The organism is Allobosea sp. P4_C6 (assembly GCF_056402015.1).
Genome location: NZ_JBFUIF010000007.1, coordinates 140,462 through 157,266 on the forward strand (window position 1 = coordinate 140,462; position 16,805 = coordinate 157,266).

Here is a 16,805-nt window from a genome sequence, read left to right on the forward strand (position 1 = left end):
ATACTAGTGCACCACCCGTGCGTGCGCCAGCGCATTCCGCGGCATGGCGGGCATCGGATTGGAGCATATGGCGCGAGTGGATCAGCCTCTTTCCAGCAGCAGCGCCTCGGTCGCGCGGCTGAGCAAAGGCGCGGCGGCGCCGTGAATCTCGTAGAGATGGCTGGCTGGCACGCCCGCGAGGTCCGGTACCGCGAAGCCGTCCATCGTGCCTTCGGCGCGGAACAGCGTGTTGAACAGGGCCCAGAGCTGGGGATTGGCGGAGAACGGGCCGCTCACCGCGATCCGCGTGGGGAAGAGCAGGCGGCAGGCATTGGCGAGCGCGCGGGCGAGGAGTTGCGCCGCCGTCTCGATCTCCGGCAGGGCCACCAGATCGAGACCGGCGAGCTGCCGGGCGAGGCGGATCTCGTCCTGGTCGAGGTCGGGCCAATGGCGCCGCAGCGCCGGCAGCAGCGACCAGAGCGCGGCGCCGGTCTCGAGGCAGGCGGTGTTGCCGCAGCCGCAGGGGCGCCCGCCCAGAGCCGCCACGCGCCAATGCCCGATCTCGCCGAAGGAACCGGCCGGCGCGAAGGGCTCGCTGTCGACGGCAAAGCTCAGGCCGATGCCCCAGCCCCAGTGCAGCAGGATGGTCCCGCCCGCGAACTGCTCGGGCTCGCGCGCGGCGCGGGCCCGCAATTCGGCGTCGAGGTTGCGGCAGATCTCGACCGGACCGGCAACCGGCGCGAGCACGGCGCCGATGTCGAGCCCGCGCATGCGCGGCCAGCGCGAGGCCAGCAGCCATTGGCCGCGCTTCAGATCGATCAGGCCGGAGAGCGAAACGGCGGTGCCGGCATGGCTCATGCCGGGCGGCATCGCGTCGAGCAGGTCGCGCGCCAGCTCGGCCATGGCCTCCGCGATCGCGGCATTGTCGGCTTCGCCGGCGATGGCCCTGCGGCGCTCGGCGACGAGATGGCCGTTGAGATCGACCAATGCTCCCGAGAGGGACTGGCTGGAGACATAGATGACGGAAGCGCCGATGCGGCGGGTATGGGCGACGAGGATCGCTGGCGGCCGCCCGCGCCCGGCGGCCTCGCCGACGGTCTCGATGACCAGGCGGCGCGCAATGAGATCGCCGACGACGCGCGAGACGCTGGTCGAGCGCAGTTCCAGCATGCGGCCGATATCGGTGCGCGAATGGGCCTGGCCGTTCAGGATCAGCCGGTAGATGCGCGCGCAGTCCCGGTCATGGGCGAGGGAGAGGCGGTTCTCGTCGAGGGTCAGCAGCGACACGGGTGGCTCTATTCAGAACGGTTGCGTTCAAAATTAATCATTGCGTTTCGGGCTGAGCTTCATAAGCTCGTTGCTAGAATATCGAAAATTTCCTGACGTAAAAGGTTCAAAAATCGATGATCGAGATGCATCTCGCCTCCGACAAGGAGGCGCTCGGCCGGCAGGCAGCGGCGCTCGGCGCGCAGGCGATCCGGGATGAGCTTGCCCGCCACGGCGAGGCGACCGTCATCGTGGCGACCGGCGCGAGCCAGTTCGAGATGCTGCAGCACCTGGTGGCGGCCGAGGGCATCGACTGGTCCAAGGTCACGGCGTTCCATCTCGACGAATATGTCGGCCTGAGCGAGAGCCATCCGGCAAGCTTCCGCCGCTATCTGCGCGAGCGTTTCATGGCGCCGCTCAACGACGCGCCGCGCTTCATCCCCGTCGACGGCGAGGGCGACCCGCAGGCGGCGGTGGAGCAGCTCAATACGCTGATCGCCGGCCGGCGCATCGCCGTCTGCTTCGCCGGGATTGGCGAGAACTGCCACCTTGCCTTCAACGATCCGCCGGCCGATTTCGAGACCGAGCAGCCCTATCTGGTGGTGACGCTGGACGAGGCCTGCCGGCAGCAGCAATTCGGCGAGGGCTGGTTCCCGAGCTTCGAGGCGGTGCCGCAACAGGCGATCTCGATGAGCATCCGCCAGATCCTGAAGAGCGAATTGATCATCCTGGCGGTGTCCGACACGCGCAAGGCCGAGGCCGCCAAGGCGGCGCTGGAAGGCCCGGTGAGCAATCTCGCGCCCGCCTCGATCCTGCAGACGCATAAGCGTACGGTGCTGTTCATCGATCCGGCGGCGGCCTCGCTGCTGGAGCGGAAGGGCTGACGATGCGCACGCCCGGTCTCGTCGATCTGCAGGTCAACGGCTTTGCCGGAGTGGACTTCAACTCCGGCACGATCACGGCCGCCGAACTGGACCGGGCGCTGGAGGCGATGCTGGCGACGGGCGTCACCATCTGCCTGCCGACGATCATCACCGCGCATCCGCAGGAGCTGGAAGAGCGCTTCCGGGCGCTCGACAGGGCGGTGAGCGAGAGCCGGCTCGGGCCGCTGATGTGCCCTGGCTATCACCTCGAAGGGCCATTCCTGAACCCGTCTGCCGGCTATGCGGGCTGCCATCCGCCGGAGGCGATGACGGCCGCAACCGCCGAACTGGTCGCGCATCTCGAAACCTTGCTGTCGCGGCCGATCCTGATGGTGACGCTGGCGCCGGAGGTCGAGGGCGGCGTCGCGCTTGCCGGCAAGCTGGCGGGAATGGGCAAGGTTGTCGCCATCGGGCATTCCGCCGCGGATTTCGAGACCGTCGCAGTCGCTGCCGATGCAGGCGCGACGCTTTCGACCCATCTCGGCAACGGCCTGCCGCAGCAATTGCACAAGCTCGTCAATCCGCTTTTCGCGCAGCTCGCGGAAGATCGGCTCATGGCGGGCTTCATCGCGGATGGCATCCATATCCACCCGAAAGCCCTCAAGAGCCTGATCCGGGCCAAGGGTTTCGAACGCTCGATCCTCGTCACCGATGCGGTGGTCGCAGCCGGCGCCGTGCCGGGGCGCTACAGCTTCGCCGGCATGCCGGTCGACCTCGCTGCCGATGGCTCGGTGCGCCAGCCGGGCGGCGCTTCGCTGGCGGGTTCGGCACTGAAGCTCGACGATGCCGTGCGCAACGTCGTGGCCTGGGGCCTCGCGACGCCGGAGGAGGCGGTCGCCATGGCCTCGACCCATGCGCTGGCCTGCATCGCCGCAGCGCTCCAAGCGGCGGGCATCGCCCTGCCGAAGAGCGAGATCGAATGGTCGCCGGAGCTGCACGTCCGCGGCGCGCGGATCGGCGACCTCACCCGCGACTTCGCCGCCCATGCGGCAGCCTGAAGACGTCACCATCCAAAGCAAGAAGGGGAGAACAATGACTGAATTTTCCAAGGGCGTGGATCGCCGCACCGTTCTGGGCGGGCTCGGCGCGTTGACCGTCGGCGGCAGCGGCGCCTTCGCCGCCTCGCCGCCGCTGCCTTCGGCACCGGTCGGCATCAACATCATCGATGTCGGCGGCGCGCTGGCACTGATGCAGCAGGCCTTCGACGATTATCGCAGCGCCAATCCCAAGCTGGTCTCGCGCATCACCTATGTGAAGGCGCCGGCCCCCGAACTGGCGAGCAAGATCAAGGCGCAACAGGATGCGGGCCGCGCCGATCTCGACCTCATCCTGACCGGCTCCGACGGCCTCGCTGCCGGGCTGGAGCAGAATCTCTGGCTCAAGATCTTCCCGGATTTCGCCGACAAATTCCCGAAGATCGAGGAGAATTACGAGCCGGCAGCGCTCAACCTGCACAAGGCGCAGGGCGCGGGCTTCGGCACGGTGGTGAACTACTACCCTTCCGGCCCGCTGCTCGAATACATGCCGGACCGCGTCAAGCAGGTGCCGACCACGGCCGAGGAGCTGCTGGCCTGGGCCAAGGCCAACCCCAACAAGTTCATGTATGCGCGCCCGACCAATTCCGGCCCGGGCCGCACCTTCATGATGGGCCTGCCCTATCTGCTTGGCGACAAGGACCCGCAGGATCCGGTCAATGGCTGGGACAAGACCTGGGCCTATCTGCAGGAGCTCGGCGAGCACATCGAGTATTACCCGGCCGGCACCGGCGCGACGATGAAGGAGTTCGGCGACGGTTCGCGCGACATCATCATCTCGACGACGGGCTGGGACATCAACCCGCGCGCGCTCGGCATCGTGCCGAAGGAAGCCAAGATCCAGACGCTGAAGGGCTTCCACTGGGTCTCGGATGCCTTCTTCATGTGCGTACCGAAGGGCATTCCGAACGATCGCCTCGCCGTCGTGCTCGACATCATGGCGCATGTGTTGACGCCGAAGATGCAGGCCTATTCCTATGACGAGGGCTATCTCTATCCGGGCCCGGCGGTGAAGGATGTGCCGCTCTCGCTCGCGCCGAAGCGCAGCCAGGAGGTGATCGCGGAGTTCGGCCGGCCCGAATATGCCGATCTGATCGCCAAGAACCCGATCGAGCTGCCGCTGAAGCCCGACAAGATGGTCGTCGCCTTCCGCAAATGGGACGAGCTGGTCGGCGCCAAGCGCAAGCGCTGAGTTACTCTACGCCGTCATTCCCGGGCGCCGCGTCAGCGGCGACCCGGGAATCTCCGGACGAGAAGGCTGGAGCCTCCTCCGGCATGAGATGCTCGGGTCTGGCCCGAGCATCGCGCAATTCAGACTGAGGCCGGCGCCTCGGCCTCGCCCAGCCGCCAGAACAGCCTGACGCCGCCGTTTTCGGTGCTTTCGAGGCCAGGAACGGCGGCAAGCAGCTTGCGCGTATAGGCGTGCTGCGGATTGTCGAAGATGTCGTCGCGGGGACCTTCCTCGACGATGCGGCCGTCCTGCATGACGATGACGCGGTCGGCGACCTGCTCGACCACGCCGAGATCATGGCTGATGAACAGGCAGGAGAAGCCGTGCTTCTTCTGCAATTCGTCGAAGAGCTCGAGCACCTGCGCGCGGACGGTGACGTCGAGCGCCGAGACCGGCTCGTCGGCGATCACGAAGCCCGGCCGGCGCACGATGGCACGCGCGATCGCGATGCGCTGGCGCTGGCCGCCGGAGAGCTCGTGCGGATAGCGGTCAGCGAAGCCGTCCTTCAGACCGACCTCGGTGAGAACCTCGGCGACGCGCGCCTTCCTGTCGGCCGGAGTCATGTCCGGTACGAGGCGCAGCGGCTCGGCGACGAGCTGGCCGATGGTCATGCGCGGGTCGAGCGAGGAATAGGGGTCCTGGAAGACCATCTGACAGTTCAGCCGATAGTCCCAATAGGCCGTCTCGCTCCGGGTGATCGGTTTGCCATTGAAGCGGATCTCGCCGCCGGCCGGCTTCACCAGCCCGGCGATCGACTGGCCGAGCGTGGTCTTGCCCGAGCCCGAGCCGCCGACCACGGCGACGACCTCGCCCGGCTGGACGTCGAGGCTGATGCCGTGAAGCGCGCGCTTGGCTGCCTCCTTGCGGAAGAAGCCCTGCCGGCCGGGATATTCGACGACGAGGTCGCGCACAGAGACGATCGGCGTCTTTGCCTGCGGCAGGAGTCGCGCCGGCAGCCGATGCGGCATCGCCGAGAGCAGCTTGCGCGTATAGGGGTGCTGCGGCCGGGCGAGGAGGTCCTCGGCCTTGCCCTGCTCGACCACGTCGCCCTGGCACATCACGACAATGCGGCTGCAATAGCGCGCGACCATGCCGAGATCATGCGAGATCAGCAGCACGGCGGTGTCGTTGGCCTTGGTCAGGTCGACCATCAGCTCCATCACGTCGCGCTGGACGACGGCGTCAAGGGCCGTGGTCGGCTCGTCGGCAAGCAGCAGCGCCGGCTTCAGCAGCATCACCGAGGCCAGCATGATGCGCTGGCGCATGCCGCCGGAGAACTGGTGCGGATAGGCGGTGAGCGCCCCTTCCGGATCGCGCAGGCCGACGCGGCGGAGCATGTCGAGGATCAGCGCGCGGCGCGCGGGTGCGTCGAGCTTGCGGTGCAGCGCCAGGCCCTCGTCGAGCTGGCGGCCGATCAGCATCGACGGGTTGAGCGAGGTCATCGGCTCCTGGAAGACCATGCCGACGCGGGAGCCGCGCATGGCGCGCAGATCTTTGCCGCTCATCGCCAAGACATCCTGCCCGTCGAAGCGGATGGTGCCGGAGGTGAGCGCGACTGCCGGCGGGATGAAGCCCATCACGGCGCGGGCGGCGAGCGTCTTGCCCGAGCCGGATTCGCCGACGATGCCGACGATCTCGCCGGGGAAGACCTGGAAGGAGACGTCGTTGACGACGCTGCGGCCGGAGGCGCCGATCCTGAGCGTCAGCCCGGAGACGTCGAGGAGGGGAGCGGCGCTCTTGTTCAACGCGTTGTCTTGACGCGAACCGATGCCCACTTCGCTTGAAAACGCCTGTGTCATCGCGAGCCCCTCATCCGCGGGTCGAGCCTGTCGCGCACGGCGTCGCCGAGCAGGTTGATGCCGAGCAGGGTCAGCGAGATGCACAGGCCCGGGAAGATGCCGAGCCAGACGGCCTGGCCGATATAGGGCCTGGAGCCGGCGAGCATATTGCCCCAGGTCGGGGCCGGCGGCGGCACGCCGAGTCCGAGGAAGGAGAGCGCGCTCTCGGCCAGCAGCACATAGCCGAACATCGAGGTCGCCAGCACGGTCAGCGGCGCGATGCAGTTCGGCAGGATATGGCGGGCCATGGTGAAGGCCTCGGAGTTGCCCATGACGCGGGAGGCGGCGATGAACTCGCGCTCGCGCAGCGAGAGCGCCGTGCCGCGCACGACGCGGGCGACCGAGGGCGTGTAGGCGATGCCGAGCGCGACGATGATGCCGTATTTGTTGGCGCCGACGACCGCGAGCAGGCCGAGCGCCAGCAGGATGCCGGGGAAGGCGAGCAGCGCATCGTTGAAGGCCATGATCACCCGGTCGATCCAGCCGCGCATATAGCCGGAGAACAGGCCGATCAGCGTGCCGAAGACGACGGCGAGCGAGACGGTGAGCAGGCTGATCCAGACCGAGGTCGCGGCGCCCGCCATCAGGCGCGAGAGCACGTCGCGGCCGAATTCGTCGGTGCCGAGCCAATGGGCGGCGCCGGGCGCCACGAGCTTCTCGCGGAAGGAGAGCTTGAGCGGATCGTAGGGCGTCCAGAGCGCGCCGGTGCCGGCGGCGGCGAGAAGGATGCCGATCAGCGTGCCGCCGACGATCGCATTGGGGGCGGGGAGTTTCATTCGGCCGGGCTTCTTCATGGTGCCGCCACCGCTCGTTGTGCTGTCGCTGCTCATTGCGCAGCCACCCTTGGATCGAAGACCGGATAGCAGAGGTCGATGACGAGGTTCACCAGCACATAGGTGAAGGCGACGAAGAGCATGCAGCCCTGGATCACGGGGTAGTCGCGCGCGAAGATCGCATCGACCAGGAGGCGTCCGAGGCCGGGGATGGTGAAGACCGTCTCGACCACCGCGATGCCGCCGAGCAGGTTGCCGAGCACGAGGCCGATCAGCGTCCAGGTCGGGCCGAAGGCGTTCTTGAAGGCATGGCGCCAGAGCACCGCGCTCTCGGAGAGGCCCTTGGCGCGGGCATGGGTGATGTAGTCGAGCCTGAGCACTTCCAGCGTCGAGGCGCGCGCCATGCGCAGGATCACGCCGATCTCGTGCAGGAACAACGTCATGATCGGCATGACGAGGTAGAGAATGCCGGCCCAGGGGTTCTCGGCGATCGAGACATAGCCGACGACGGGCAGCCATTCGAGCTTGAGGCCGAAGAAGAGCAGGAGCAGCAGGCCGAGCCAGAAGGTCGGGATCGAAAGCAGCAGCGTCGCCGTGGCGACGAGGCCGAGATCGATCGGCGTGTCCTGCTTCCAGGCGGCGATCACGCCGGCCGGCACGGCGACGAAGCTTGCCAGCAGCACGGCGACGAGCACGATCTGCGCTGATATCCAGAAGCGCTGCAGGATGAGCGGCAGCACGGCCTGCTGCGACGAGATCGACTGGCCGAAATCACCGGTCAATACCTTGCCGAACCAGATGCCGAACTGCGCCGGCAGGCTCTGGTCGAGGCCGAGCCGGGCGCGCAGGTCGGCCAGGCTCGCGGGCGTCGCCAGGTCGCCCAGCATCAGCTGGGCGGGATCGCCGGGAATCAGCCGGATCAGGACGAAAACCGAGACCGACACGATCAGCAGTGTCGGCAACGCCATCGCGATCCGCGTCAACGCAAATCGAAACATCGAAGACCCTCCCAAGCCTTGTTGCCGGCCCCGTCCGATGCCGCGGCCGGCTGCGCCGCCTTACTTCGCGACGCCGACTTCCCAGAGCCGCAGCTGCGACGCCCACGGCGTCACGCCGGTCACGCGCTTCGAATGGGCGATGATGTCGAGGTCGTTATGGGTGAAGATTGTCGGCACCTGATCGATGAAGCGCTTGTGCAGCTCGTCGAAGATCTTCTGGCGCTCGGCCGTGTCGGTCACCACCATCGACTTCTGGATCAGGTCGAGCGCTTCGGGATCCTCCCAGACCTTGCGCGGCTGCTTGTCCTTCGGGCCGGCGATCTGCTCGAAGCCCAGCGCAGGGTCGAAGCGGCTCGAATAGGAGAATGCCTGGATCTGGTAGTTGCCCTTGTTGTAGCGGTCGAGCTGCGTCGCCCATTCCAGCACCTCGATCTCGGCGTTGATGCCGGCCGCCTGCATCATCGCCTGCGCGATGACGGCGGTGTTGAAGCTCGGCACGCTCGAGCGCTTGTTGGCGAGGATCACGATCTTCTCGCCCTTGTAGCCGGCCTTCTGCAGCAGGGCCTTGGCCGCGGCGGGGTCGTATTTGAAGCCCTGCTTCTCTGCCTCGCCGTAATATTTCGAGGTCGTGTAGACCGGCGAGTTGTTGGGCTTGCCGAGGCCGTTGCTGACATTGGCGACGAGCTCGGGGAAATCGATCGACGCGGCGATCGCCTGACGCAGGGCCTGGTTCTTCAGGAGCGGATCGCGGGTCTGGATGATGAGGCTGTGCCGGACCGGATTAGGGGCGATCGCGAGCGCGACGTTGGGCGCGCCCTTGAGGTCGGGCACGTCCGATTCCGGCATCAGCGCCATGTCGAGCGAGCCTGCGAGCAGGCCTGCCTTCACCGTCGCGGCGTCGGGGATGACCATGAAGCGGGCTTCCTTCACCAGCGGGCGCTTGGAGCCGATATAGCCGTCGCGCTTGTCGCCCTTGGGCGATGTGTACTGGTCGAAGGCGAGGAGCTGGACCGACTGGGCGCGCTTCCATTCGCCGAGCATGAAGGGACCGGTGCCGATGGGCTTGTCCCAGCTGCCGTCGGCCTTCACAGAGTCCTTGTGGATGACGGCCGTGCCACCGCAGTCGGCGCGGGCGAGCGAGTCGAGGAAAAGACCGTTCGGCTCGTTGATCTCCATAACGAAGGTGTCGGCATCCGGAGCGGTGGCCGAGACGACCTTGAGGCCGTTGCGACCGTCGAAATCGGAGAGACAGCGCCAATCGGTCTTCGGGTCCATGTAGCGGGTCCAGCTCCACAGCGCGTCCGCCGAGGTCATCGTGGCGCCGTTGTGGAACTTCACGCCCTTGCGCAGGCGGAAGGTATAGGTCTTGCCGTCCGCGGAGATGTCGACCTTCTCGGCGAGCAGCGGGCCGACCGAACCGTCTTCGGCATAGCCGACGAGCCCCTCGACGAAGTGCAGCACGACCGCGTCGGTGTTGCCGTCCCGGTTCACGCCGGGATTGGTCGAGCGGATATCGGCATTGAGCACAGCTGTCAGCGTTTGCGCGTGCACCGCGCCCGCCGAAAAGGCGAGCGCGAGGGCGGAAGCGAGCAGGCGGTTCATGGTCATTCCCCTGTTGTCGTGGGCGACATTCTCGTTAGGCGTTCGTGCCGGCGCCGATCGTCAGGCCGCCTTGCGGGCGGCGCGGAGGCGGATGAGCTCGGCGGCGAAGAAATCCTCGACGACCGGCACGACCTTCACCCCGTCATGCGGCGTGTTCGGCACCAGGTCGAACCGCGCGGCAATGCCGTTCTCCTTGAAGGAATCGCGCAAGCTCGCCAGCCGCTCGGGCCGCGTGGCGCCGGCATGGTTGGCGTCGGGCATCCAGTTGCGGCCGCCCGGCTTGTGGGTGATCTCCCAGGTCTCGAGATCGGCGGCGCCGACGACCATCTGCACCGGCACCTTCTTCATGGCGGGGATGTCGAGCTCCTGGCCGAAGAGTTCGGCGAAGTTGCGCGTGCCGACCCACCAGTCGCGTGTCGGATCGAGCAAGGTCACCGAGCCCGGCGCACCGACCGAGACGCCCCAGAGCTTGTGCGGCTGCAGCATCAGGAAGCGATGGGCGAAATGGCCGCCGCCGGAATAGCCGAAGAGGCCGAAGCGGTCGAAGGCGATGCTGTAGCGCTCGGAGATCTCCTCGACGATGGCGAGCAGCACGTGGTCGTAGCGGAGATTGCCCTCGCGCATGTATTTGAAGCCGTCGCGGTAGCCGTCGCCCATCACCCCGATCGGGAAGAGCGGCGCCAGGATGATGCAGTTGTTCCAACGGGCGAAGGACGAGAAGGCGTCGCGATAGCCGGTGAAGCCGCGGCCGGTGCCGTGCATCGCCACGACCAGCTCGGGCGCCTCGCCGGTCTTGCCGAGGCCCGGGGGCACATAGAGGCAATAGGCGAAACGGGGATCGTGCTTCGACGCATAGATCGAGGTCGGGCCGTATTCGTAGAGCGCCTTGGCACGCGCTGCCGCCTCGATCTCGGGCTTGCCGGTCTGTTCTGCCACGGCGCTCACGGTCTCTCTCCTCTGGCGAATTTATTGGCGCCAATTATGTCGCATGTTATGGTTCGATCCGCAACCAGCTTCTGTCGCGCCGTCCGAATCCTGCTAGAGAGCCTTCCATGACGTCCGAGCGGAAACGCAAAAACACCAGCCCGCGGCGGGCCATCCTCGCCAACGAGATCGCGCAGGCGATCCGGCTGCGTATGTTCAGGCCCGGCGAATGGCTGCGCCAGATCGACCTCGAGGAGCGTTTCCAGGCGACGCGTTTCGACGTGCGCAGCGCCCTCGACGAGCTCGCCGTGCGCAAGACGATCGAGCATGTCCCGAACCGGGGCTATCGCGTCGCCGAGATCGACATGAAGACCTACAAGGAGATCCAGGCGACGCGGGTCATCCTCGAGACGGCGGCGGCGCACGGCATCATCGCGCATATCGACGCGGCGGCAGTCGCCCGGCTGACGGCGGTCGCGGAGCAGTTCTCGGCCGTGGTGCTGACCGGCAGCCGTGCCGAGCAAAGCGAGATCAACCGCGTCTTTCATCAGCTGCTTTATTCCTTCTGCGGCAATGCCGTGCTGGTGGAGATGATCTGGGGGCTGCGCGACAGGGAGCGCGGCACGCAGATGACCGTCTGGAGCTCGCATGAATCGCTGCTGCGCAGCGATCGCGAGCACTATGCGATGATCGAGGCCCTGCAGGCCGGGGATGCTCCGCGTCTCGCCAAGGTGATCGCGGAGCATATCGTGACGGGCGGTACGCGCGCGCCGGCGGCGACCGGGGTCGCCTGACCGGCACATAGCCGCGAAGGTCACTTGGCGACGCCGACCTCCCAGAGGCGCGGCTTCGAGGCCACCCAGGGGGCGAAGCCCTGCAGGCGCTTGGAAACGACGGCCGTATCGACCTGGTTGTAGAGGAAGATCAGCGGTGCATCGGCCAGCATCATGACGTGGAGCTGATCGAAGATCTTCTTCCGCTCGGCCTCGTCGTTGATCAGGGTCGCCTTCTCGATGAGGGCATCGGCCTCGCGGTTGTCCCAGACCTTGGAGGGCAGCTTGTCCTTCGGGCCGGAGAACTGGTTGTAGCTCTGGGCGGGGTCGATCCGGGCGGAGTAGCTGAAGGACATCATCTGGTAGTTGCCCTTCGAGAACCGGTCGAGCTGCGTCGCCCATTCCAGGATCTCGATATCGGCCTTGATGCCGGCGGCCTGCAGCATCGCCTGCGCCATGATCGCGACGGGGTAGCTCGGCACGGTCGAGCGCTTGTTGGCGATCAGCTTGATCGTCTCGCCCTTGTAGCCGGCCTCGGCCAGCAGCTTCTTCGTCCGGGCGGGATCGTGCGTGTAGCGCTTCTTCTGGACCTCGTCATAGAAGGGCGAGGTGACGTAGACGGCCGAGTTGTTGGTCTTGCCGAGATCGTTCGAGACGGCCCCGACGATCTCGTCGAGATCGAGCGCGGAGGCGATCGCCTGCCGCATGCGCACGTCGCTCAGCAACGGGTCGCGGGTCTGGAGCAGGATGGTGTGCTTGGTCGCGCTCGGCGCGGTCAGCACCTGCAGGCCGGTCTTCTTCATCTCCGGCACGTCCTGATCCGGCACGTCGGCGACATCGAGCGCGCCAGACATCATGCCGGCCTTGACGGTCGCGCCATCGGCGATCGACAGGAATTTGACCTCCGGCACCAGCGGGCGCTTGGAGCCGACATAGCCGTCGCGCTTGTCGCCGGGTGGCGACGCGTAGGCATCGAAACGCTTCAGCAGGACATATTCGCCACGACGCCAGTCGGCGAGCTGGAACGGGCCGGTGCCGATGGGCTTGTCCCAGCTGCCATCGGCCTTGACCGAATCCTTGTGCAGGATCGCGACCATGGCGCAGTCGGTGCGCGCCATCGTGTCGAGGAACAGCGCGCTCGGCTTCGCGAGCTTCATCACGAAGGTCGAGGCGTCCGGGGCGGTCGCCTCCGTGACCTTGAGCCCGATGGCGCCGTCGAACTCCGCCTTGCAGCGCCAGTCGGTCTTCGCATCCATGTAGCGGTTCCAGCTCCACAGCACGTCGGCCGAGGTCATCTCGGCGCCGTTGTGGAACTTCACGCCCTTGCGGAGATGGAAGGTGTAGGTGAGGCCGTCCGGCGCGATGTCGATCGTCTCCGCGAGCAGCGGCGCGACCGCGCCGTTCTCGCGATAGCCGACGAGACCCTCGACCATGTGCAGCACGACGGCATCGGTGTTGTCGTCGCGGTTGACGCCCGGATTGGTCGAGCGGATGTCGGCATTGAGCGCGACATTGATCGTCTGCGTCTGCGCCTGCGCCTGCGCCGCGCTGCCGATCAGCGCGAGCGCCAGGACAGAAGCCGAAATGCGGATCATTCCCGTTCCCCTTGTTGTTCTGTCGTCCGGCATGCCCGGAAGGGCATGCCATTGCGCGAAAGCCCGAAGGCGAGGGAGGGCCCGCTATTCGCCGACCGTGACTTCCCAGGCGCGCGGCAGCGAGCTCACGGTCGAGACGTAGCCCTTGGTCTTGGCGCCCATCGCGCCGCCGACGATGCCGTTATAGAGCATCACCATCGGCACATCGGCGAGGAAGCGCTTGTGCAGGTCGTCGAAGATCTTCTGGCGCTCGGCCCGGTCGGTCACCACCATCGACTTGTCGAGCTGGGCCTGCACCTGCGGATCGTCCCAGAGCTTGCGCGGCTGCTTGTCCTTCGGCCCGGTCATCGACTCGAAGCTCAGCGCCGGGTCCATGCGGCCCGAATAGGGGAAGGCCTGGATCTGGTAGTTGCCCTTGGAGTAGCGGTCGAGCTGCGTCGCCCATTCCAGTACCTCGATCTCGACATTGAGGCCGACCGCCTGCAGCATCTGCTGCGCGACGACCGCGGCGTCGAAGCTCTCGGGATAGCGCTTGTTGGCGAGCATCACGAGCTTCTCGCCCTTGTAGCCGGCCTCGGCGACGAGCTTCTTGGCGGCTGCGGGATCGTATTTCCAGCCTTCCTTCTGCACCGGGCCGTAATAGGCGGAGAGGGCCGGGACGATCGAATTGTTGGCCGAGCCGATGCCGTCGCTGACGGCGGCGACGAGTTCCTTGGAGTCGATCGCGGCGGCGATCGCCTGGCGCAGCTTGACGTTCTGCAGCAGCGGGTCGCGGGTCTGGATGATCAGGCCGACGAGGCCCATGCTGGTGACGACGGAGGTCTTGACCCTGTCGTTCTTCTTCAGCTCCGCGATGTCGGTGTTGGCGATGTCGGGGACGATGTCGATGTCGCCACGCAGCAGGGCCGCCTTGGCGGTCGCGTTGTCGGGAATGACGAGGAAGCGGACTTCGTCGACCAGGGGCCGCTTGGCCCCAGTCAGCCCGTCGATCTTGCCGGGCAGCGAGGCGTAGCCCGCGAAGCGCTCCAGCTTGATGTATTCGCCGCGCTTCCATTCGCCGAGCTTGAAGGGGCCGGTGCCGATCGGTTTGTCGAAGCTGCCGTCGGCCTTGAGCGAATCCTTATGGAGGATGCCGGTCATGGCGCAGTCGGTGCGGGCGAGCGAGGAGAGGAAGAGCGCGCTCGGCTTCTCCAGCTCGAACACGACCGTCTTCTCGTCCGGCGCCGAGACCTTCTCGACCTTGACCTGGCCGCGACCATCGAATTCCGAGAGGCAGCGCCAGTCGGTCTTCGGATCCATGTAGCGGTTCCAGCTCCACAGCACGTCGGCCGCGGTCAGGGGCGCACCGTTGTGGAACTTCACGCCCGGGCGCAGCGTGAAGCTGTAGCTCTTGCCGTCCTGGGAGATGTCGATCTTCTCGGCCAGCAGCGGCTTGGGCAGCGCGTCCTCGCCATATGCGACGAGGCCTTCGACCATCTGCAGGACGACGCCATCGGTATTGGCGTCGCGATTGACGCCCGGATTGATCGAACGGATGTCGGCGCGCAGCTGGATACGCAGCGTGCTCGCCTCGGCCAACTGGACCAGACCGCCGCACAGCAGTGCGGCGGCGAGGGCGGTGGCGTTCAGGATCGGTCGGCGCATCATGTTCCCCTGTTGTTTTTTCGGTTGTGACGCGGGGCCGGGGCCGGGTTATTCGGCCGCTTCGGCGAGCAGGATCGGATCCTCTGTCAGGCTGTAGCGCGTGAAGACGCGGTTCTCGGCCGGCAGGGGAGCCACCTCCATGATCCCCTTCGCCGGCTGCATGATCACCATCGCGACCGTGGCCGAGAGGTTGCCGGCCTCGTTCGGGCGCGCCGGACGGCAGACCGAGTAGGGCGAGAGGAAATCGTCGAAGAAGGCCTGCTTGAGATCGTCGACCGTCAGCTTGCGGCCGGCCTCGTCGAGCAGCTTCTTCACCCGCCAGTCGCGGTAGAAGCTTTCGGGCACGCGGGGGATGCTGGTGTTCTTCACCTTGGTCAGCGCGATCGCGCCCACCCAGTGGTTCGCATGCACGATCAGGCCGTCTTCGGGATAGATCGGGAAGGCCTCGTCCGGCGCGCATTCGAAATCGATGCCGAAGCCCTTCACGGTCGAGAGCATCATGTTGTTGGAGCAGGCCTTCGGCGTGGCCGCCACCGCCTTGATTGCGAAGGCGAGATGCTCCTGCTCCAGCACCTTGCGGCGGATCAGCGCGAGCGGCACGCCGGTCTGGGTGAAGTCGCGCTCGCATTCCAGATAGTTGGCGGTGATCGAGACGCCGGCCGCGTTCATGCCGCAGCGGGCGAGGCCGCCGGCCTCGACGAAGGTCAGGAAATCCGGGCCGTCGTCACGGCGCACGCGCAGCACGATCGCCGTCTCCGCGCATTCGGCGCGCCAATCCCAGTTCTGGCCATGGATGAGCTCCCCGGTGGCGCTGCGCTCCGGCAGGATGATCGCGCCGGTGCAGCCGTCGTCGAGTTCTTCGGTCGCCTCGACCGGCTTGTTCTTGACCATCCGCGCCTTGGCGATGACCTCGGTGCGGGCATTGATCATGATGACGTCTTCGAGCGCGACGCCGGCACCGTCGGCAATGCCGCGCATCTCCTCGACGTAATGGGCACCGAAGGCCTCGATCTCGCGGGCGAACTCGCCGATCAGGGCGGATTTCGCCTTGGCGTTGTAGCCGAGATCGCCGAGTTGGCCGCCATAGAGCTCGATCGAGCGTTTCACGCGCTGCGGCACGGCCGCGCCATGCTGGCGGCCACGCTCATAGGGCGAGCCCGAAACGTCGACGAAGGGGCAGGGCTGGACCATGGCGCACAACTTTCCGATATGCTGGCGTGAGACTGTTCCTTAATGTATTTCATTGCTAACTAAAACAATCAAGGGTTCTTCCAATGGCGATGCCGACTCGGCTTCAGCAGGAGATCGCCGAGCGCATCCTGCAACTGGTGCGCGACGATGCGCTCAGTGCCGGCGCCTGGCTGAACGAGAACGCGACGGCGCGGCGCCTCGGCGTTTCGCGCACGCCGGTGCGCGCCGCGCTCGACCATCTCGCCGAGCAGGGCATCGTGCGCCGCCAACTCAACAAGGGCATCGAGATTCTGAAGCTGCCCGTCGCCGCCGACAGCGCGCTGCCGCCGGAGGCGATCGAGCTGGCGATGGTGCGCCTGGCGCATGAGCGCGAGAACGGGCTTCTGCCGGACGAGGTTTCCGAACTGGAAGTGATGCGGCGTTACGAGCTCGGCCGGCCGGAGGCGCAGAAGCTGCTCGCCCGGCTCGCCGATCTCGACATGGTCGAGCGCAAGGCGGGGTATGGCTGGCGCTTCCTGCACGAGCCGCGCGACAAGCGCCTGCGCGACGAGAGCTATAGCTTCCGCATGATCGTCGAGCCGATGGCGATGCTCGAACCAGGATTCCACCTCGATCCCGGCTGGATCGCCGAGATGAGGGCGCGGCATGCCGAAGCGCTGCAACGGCCCTGGCGCGAATCCTCCAGCATCGCTTTCTACGAAATGAACGCCGATTTTCACGAGGGCTTGGCCGCCGCTACGGGCAACCGCTATTTCCATTCGGCCGTGAGGCGCCAGAACCAGCTCAGGCGCCTCTCGAACTACGACTGGGGCCTCGGCTTCGAGCGCGTGCAGGTCAATTGCACGGAGCATCTGGGAATGCTCGACCATTTGGAAGCCGGCGAGAACGAGGTCGCCTCGGCGCTGATGCGCAGCCATCTGCTGCGGGCAAGCAAGCTCAGGCTCGGCACGAAGCCGGCTGAACCGACCGCGTGAAAGCGCGTCGCCCGATCACCGGATGGCTGCCCTGCCACCGCGACGGTTGACCCGGCGGCG

14 protein-coding genes are annotated in these 16,805 nt (G+C 66.6%); 5 read left to right on the forward strand and 9 right to left on the reverse strand.

Annotated elements, in window-relative coordinates; genetic code table 11:
• Window positions 1-81: 81 nt before the first annotated feature.
• Window positions 82-1,266 (reverse strand): ROK family protein, encoded by a 1,185-nt coding sequence (locus AC1DVA_RS07395; RefSeq protein ID WP_476805512.1) that lies wholly within the window; start codon window positions 1,264-1,266, stop codon window positions 82-84.
• 116 nt (window positions 1,267-1,382) lie between these two features.
• Between AC1DVA_RS07395 and AC1DVA_RS07400 the strand changes: the two genes are divergently transcribed.
• From AC1DVA_RS07400 to AC1DVA_RS07410, 3 genes are read left to right on the forward strand one after another with little or no spacing between them, the layout of a single operon-like run.
• Window positions 1,383-2,129 (forward strand): glucosamine-6-phosphate deaminase, encoded by a 747-nt coding sequence (locus AC1DVA_RS07400; protein WP_476805513.1) that lies wholly within the window; start codon window positions 1,383-1,385, stop codon window positions 2,127-2,129.
• Window positions 2,130-2,131: 2 nt separating this feature from the next.
• Window positions 2,132-3,166: an N-acetylglucosamine-6-phosphate deacetylase gene (locus AC1DVA_RS07405; RefSeq protein WP_476805514.1), complete on the forward strand. Its 1,035-nt coding sequence runs from the start codon at window positions 2,132-2,134 to the stop codon at window positions 3,164-3,166.
• A 34-nt stretch (window positions 3,167-3,200) separates the two neighbouring features.
• Complete coding sequence (locus AC1DVA_RS07410) at window positions 3,201-4,394, forward strand: extracellular solute-binding protein (protein ID WP_265050701.1); 1,194 nt, start codon at window positions 3,201-3,203, stop codon at window positions 4,392-4,394.
• 119 nt (window positions 4,395-4,513) lie between these two features.
• Here AC1DVA_RS07410 and AC1DVA_RS07415 read toward each other — a convergent pair whose 3' ends face one another.
• Genes AC1DVA_RS07415 through AC1DVA_RS07435 form a run of 5 tightly spaced genes read right to left on the reverse strand, consistent with a single transcriptional unit; the run spans window position 4,514 to window position 10,589 of the window.
• Entirely contained in the window at window positions 4,514-6,178 is a 1,665-nt protein-coding gene (locus AC1DVA_RS07415) for an ABC transporter ATP-binding protein (RefSeq protein WP_476805515.1), read from the reverse strand.
• Window positions 6,179-6,228: 50 nt separating this feature from the next.
• Complete coding sequence (locus tag AC1DVA_RS07420) at window positions 6,229-7,047, reverse strand: ABC transporter permease (RefSeq protein ID WP_476805516.1); 819 nt, start codon at window positions 7,045-7,047, stop codon at window positions 6,229-6,231.
• 50 nt (window positions 7,048-7,097) lie between these two features.
• Window positions 7,098-8,042, reverse strand: a complete 945-nt coding sequence (locus AC1DVA_RS07425; RefSeq protein ID WP_265050698.1) for an ABC transporter permease — start codon at window positions 8,040-8,042, stop codon at window positions 7,098-7,100.
• A gap of 60 nt (window positions 8,043-8,102) precedes the next feature.
• Window positions 8,103-9,644, reverse strand: coding sequence for an ABC transporter substrate-binding protein (locus AC1DVA_RS07430; protein WP_265050697.1), 1,542 nt, complete (start codon window positions 9,642-9,644; stop codon window positions 8,103-8,105).
• 60 nt (window positions 9,645-9,704) lie between these two features.
• The gene (locus AC1DVA_RS07435; RefSeq protein ID WP_476805517.1) at window positions 9,705-10,589 is read right to left on the reverse strand and encodes an alpha/beta hydrolase; all 885 of its coding nucleotides are present in this window, start codon (window positions 10,587-10,589) and stop codon (window positions 9,705-9,707) included.
• A gap of 107 nt (window positions 10,590-10,696) precedes the next feature.
• Here AC1DVA_RS07435 and AC1DVA_RS07440 point away from each other — a divergent pair, with 107 nt between their 5' ends.
• On the forward strand, window positions 10,697-11,362 hold the full coding sequence (locus AC1DVA_RS07440; protein ID WP_476805518.1) for a GntR family transcriptional regulator: 666 nt from the start codon (window positions 10,697-10,699) through the stop codon (window positions 11,360-11,362).
• A gap of 20 nt (window positions 11,363-11,382) precedes the next feature.
• Here AC1DVA_RS07440 and AC1DVA_RS07445 read toward each other — a convergent pair whose 3' ends face one another.
• From AC1DVA_RS07445 to AC1DVA_RS07455, 3 genes are all read right to left on the reverse strand, one after another.
• The gene (locus AC1DVA_RS07445) at window positions 11,383-12,936 is read right to left on the reverse strand and encodes an ABC transporter substrate-binding protein (RefSeq protein WP_476805519.1); all 1,554 of its coding nucleotides are present in this window, start codon (window positions 12,934-12,936) and stop codon (window positions 11,383-11,385) included.
• Window positions 12,937-13,020: 84 nt separating this feature from the next.
• Entirely contained in the window at window positions 13,021-14,580 is a 1,560-nt protein-coding gene (locus AC1DVA_RS07450) for an ABC transporter substrate-binding protein (protein WP_476805520.1), read from the reverse strand.
• A 48-nt stretch (window positions 14,581-14,628) separates the two neighbouring features.
• Complete coding sequence (locus tag AC1DVA_RS07455; protein WP_476805521.1) at window positions 14,629-15,771, reverse strand: C45 family autoproteolytic acyltransferase/hydolase; 1,143 nt, start codon at window positions 15,769-15,771, stop codon at window positions 14,629-14,631.
• A gap of 83 nt (window positions 15,772-15,854) precedes the next feature.
• On the opposite strand from AC1DVA_RS07455, the gene AC1DVA_RS07460 reads away from it, so the two are divergent.
• Window positions 15,855-16,745, forward strand: a complete 891-nt coding sequence (locus tag AC1DVA_RS07460) for a GntR family transcriptional regulator (protein WP_476805522.1) — start codon at window positions 15,855-15,857, stop codon at window positions 16,743-16,745.
• The last annotated feature ends 60 nt before the right edge of the window (window positions 16,746-16,805 follow it).

Bases quoted from the DNA above. Each gene is read 5' to 3' on its own strand.
- AC1DVA_RS07400 (WP_476805513.1), top strand. From the start codon at position 1,383: ATGATCGAGATGCATCTCGCCTCCGACAAGGAGGCGCTCGGCCGGCAG.
- AC1DVA_RS07405 (WP_476805514.1), top strand. From the start codon at position 2,132: ATGCGCACGCCCGGTCTCGTCGATCTGCAGGTCAACGGCTTTGCCGGA.
- AC1DVA_RS07410 (WP_265050701.1), top strand. From the start codon at position 3,201: ATGACTGAATTTTCCAAGGGCGTGGATCGCCGCACCGTTCTGGGCGGG.
- AC1DVA_RS07420 (WP_476805516.1), bottom strand. From the start codon at position 7,047: ATGAAACTCCCCGCCCCCAATGCGATCGTCGGCGGCACGCTGATCGGC.
- AC1DVA_RS07425 (WP_265050698.1), bottom strand. From the start codon at position 8,042: ATGTTTCGATTTGCGTTGACGCGGATCGCGATGGCGTTGCCGACACTG.
- AC1DVA_RS07430 (WP_265050697.1), bottom strand. From the start codon at position 9,644: ATGAACCGCCTGCTCGCTTCCGCCCTCGCGCTCGCCTTTTCGGCGGGC.
- AC1DVA_RS07440 (WP_476805518.1), top strand. From the start codon at position 10,697: ATGACGTCCGAGCGGAAACGCAAAAACACCAGCCCGCGGCGGGCCATC.
- AC1DVA_RS07445 (WP_476805519.1), bottom strand. From the start codon at position 12,936: ATGATCCGCATTTCGGCTTCTGTCCTGGCGCTCGCGCTGATCGGCAGC.
- AC1DVA_RS07450 (WP_476805520.1), bottom strand. From the start codon at position 14,580: ATGCGCCGACCGATCCTGAACGCCACCGCCCTCGCCGCCGCACTGCTG.
- AC1DVA_RS07455 (WP_476805521.1), bottom strand. From the start codon at position 15,771: ATGGTCCAGCCCTGCCCCTTCGTCGACGTTTCGGGCTCGCCCTATGAG.
- AC1DVA_RS07460 (WP_476805522.1), top strand. From the start codon at position 15,855: ATGGCGATGCCGACTCGGCTTCAGCAGGAGATCGCCGAGCGCATCCTG.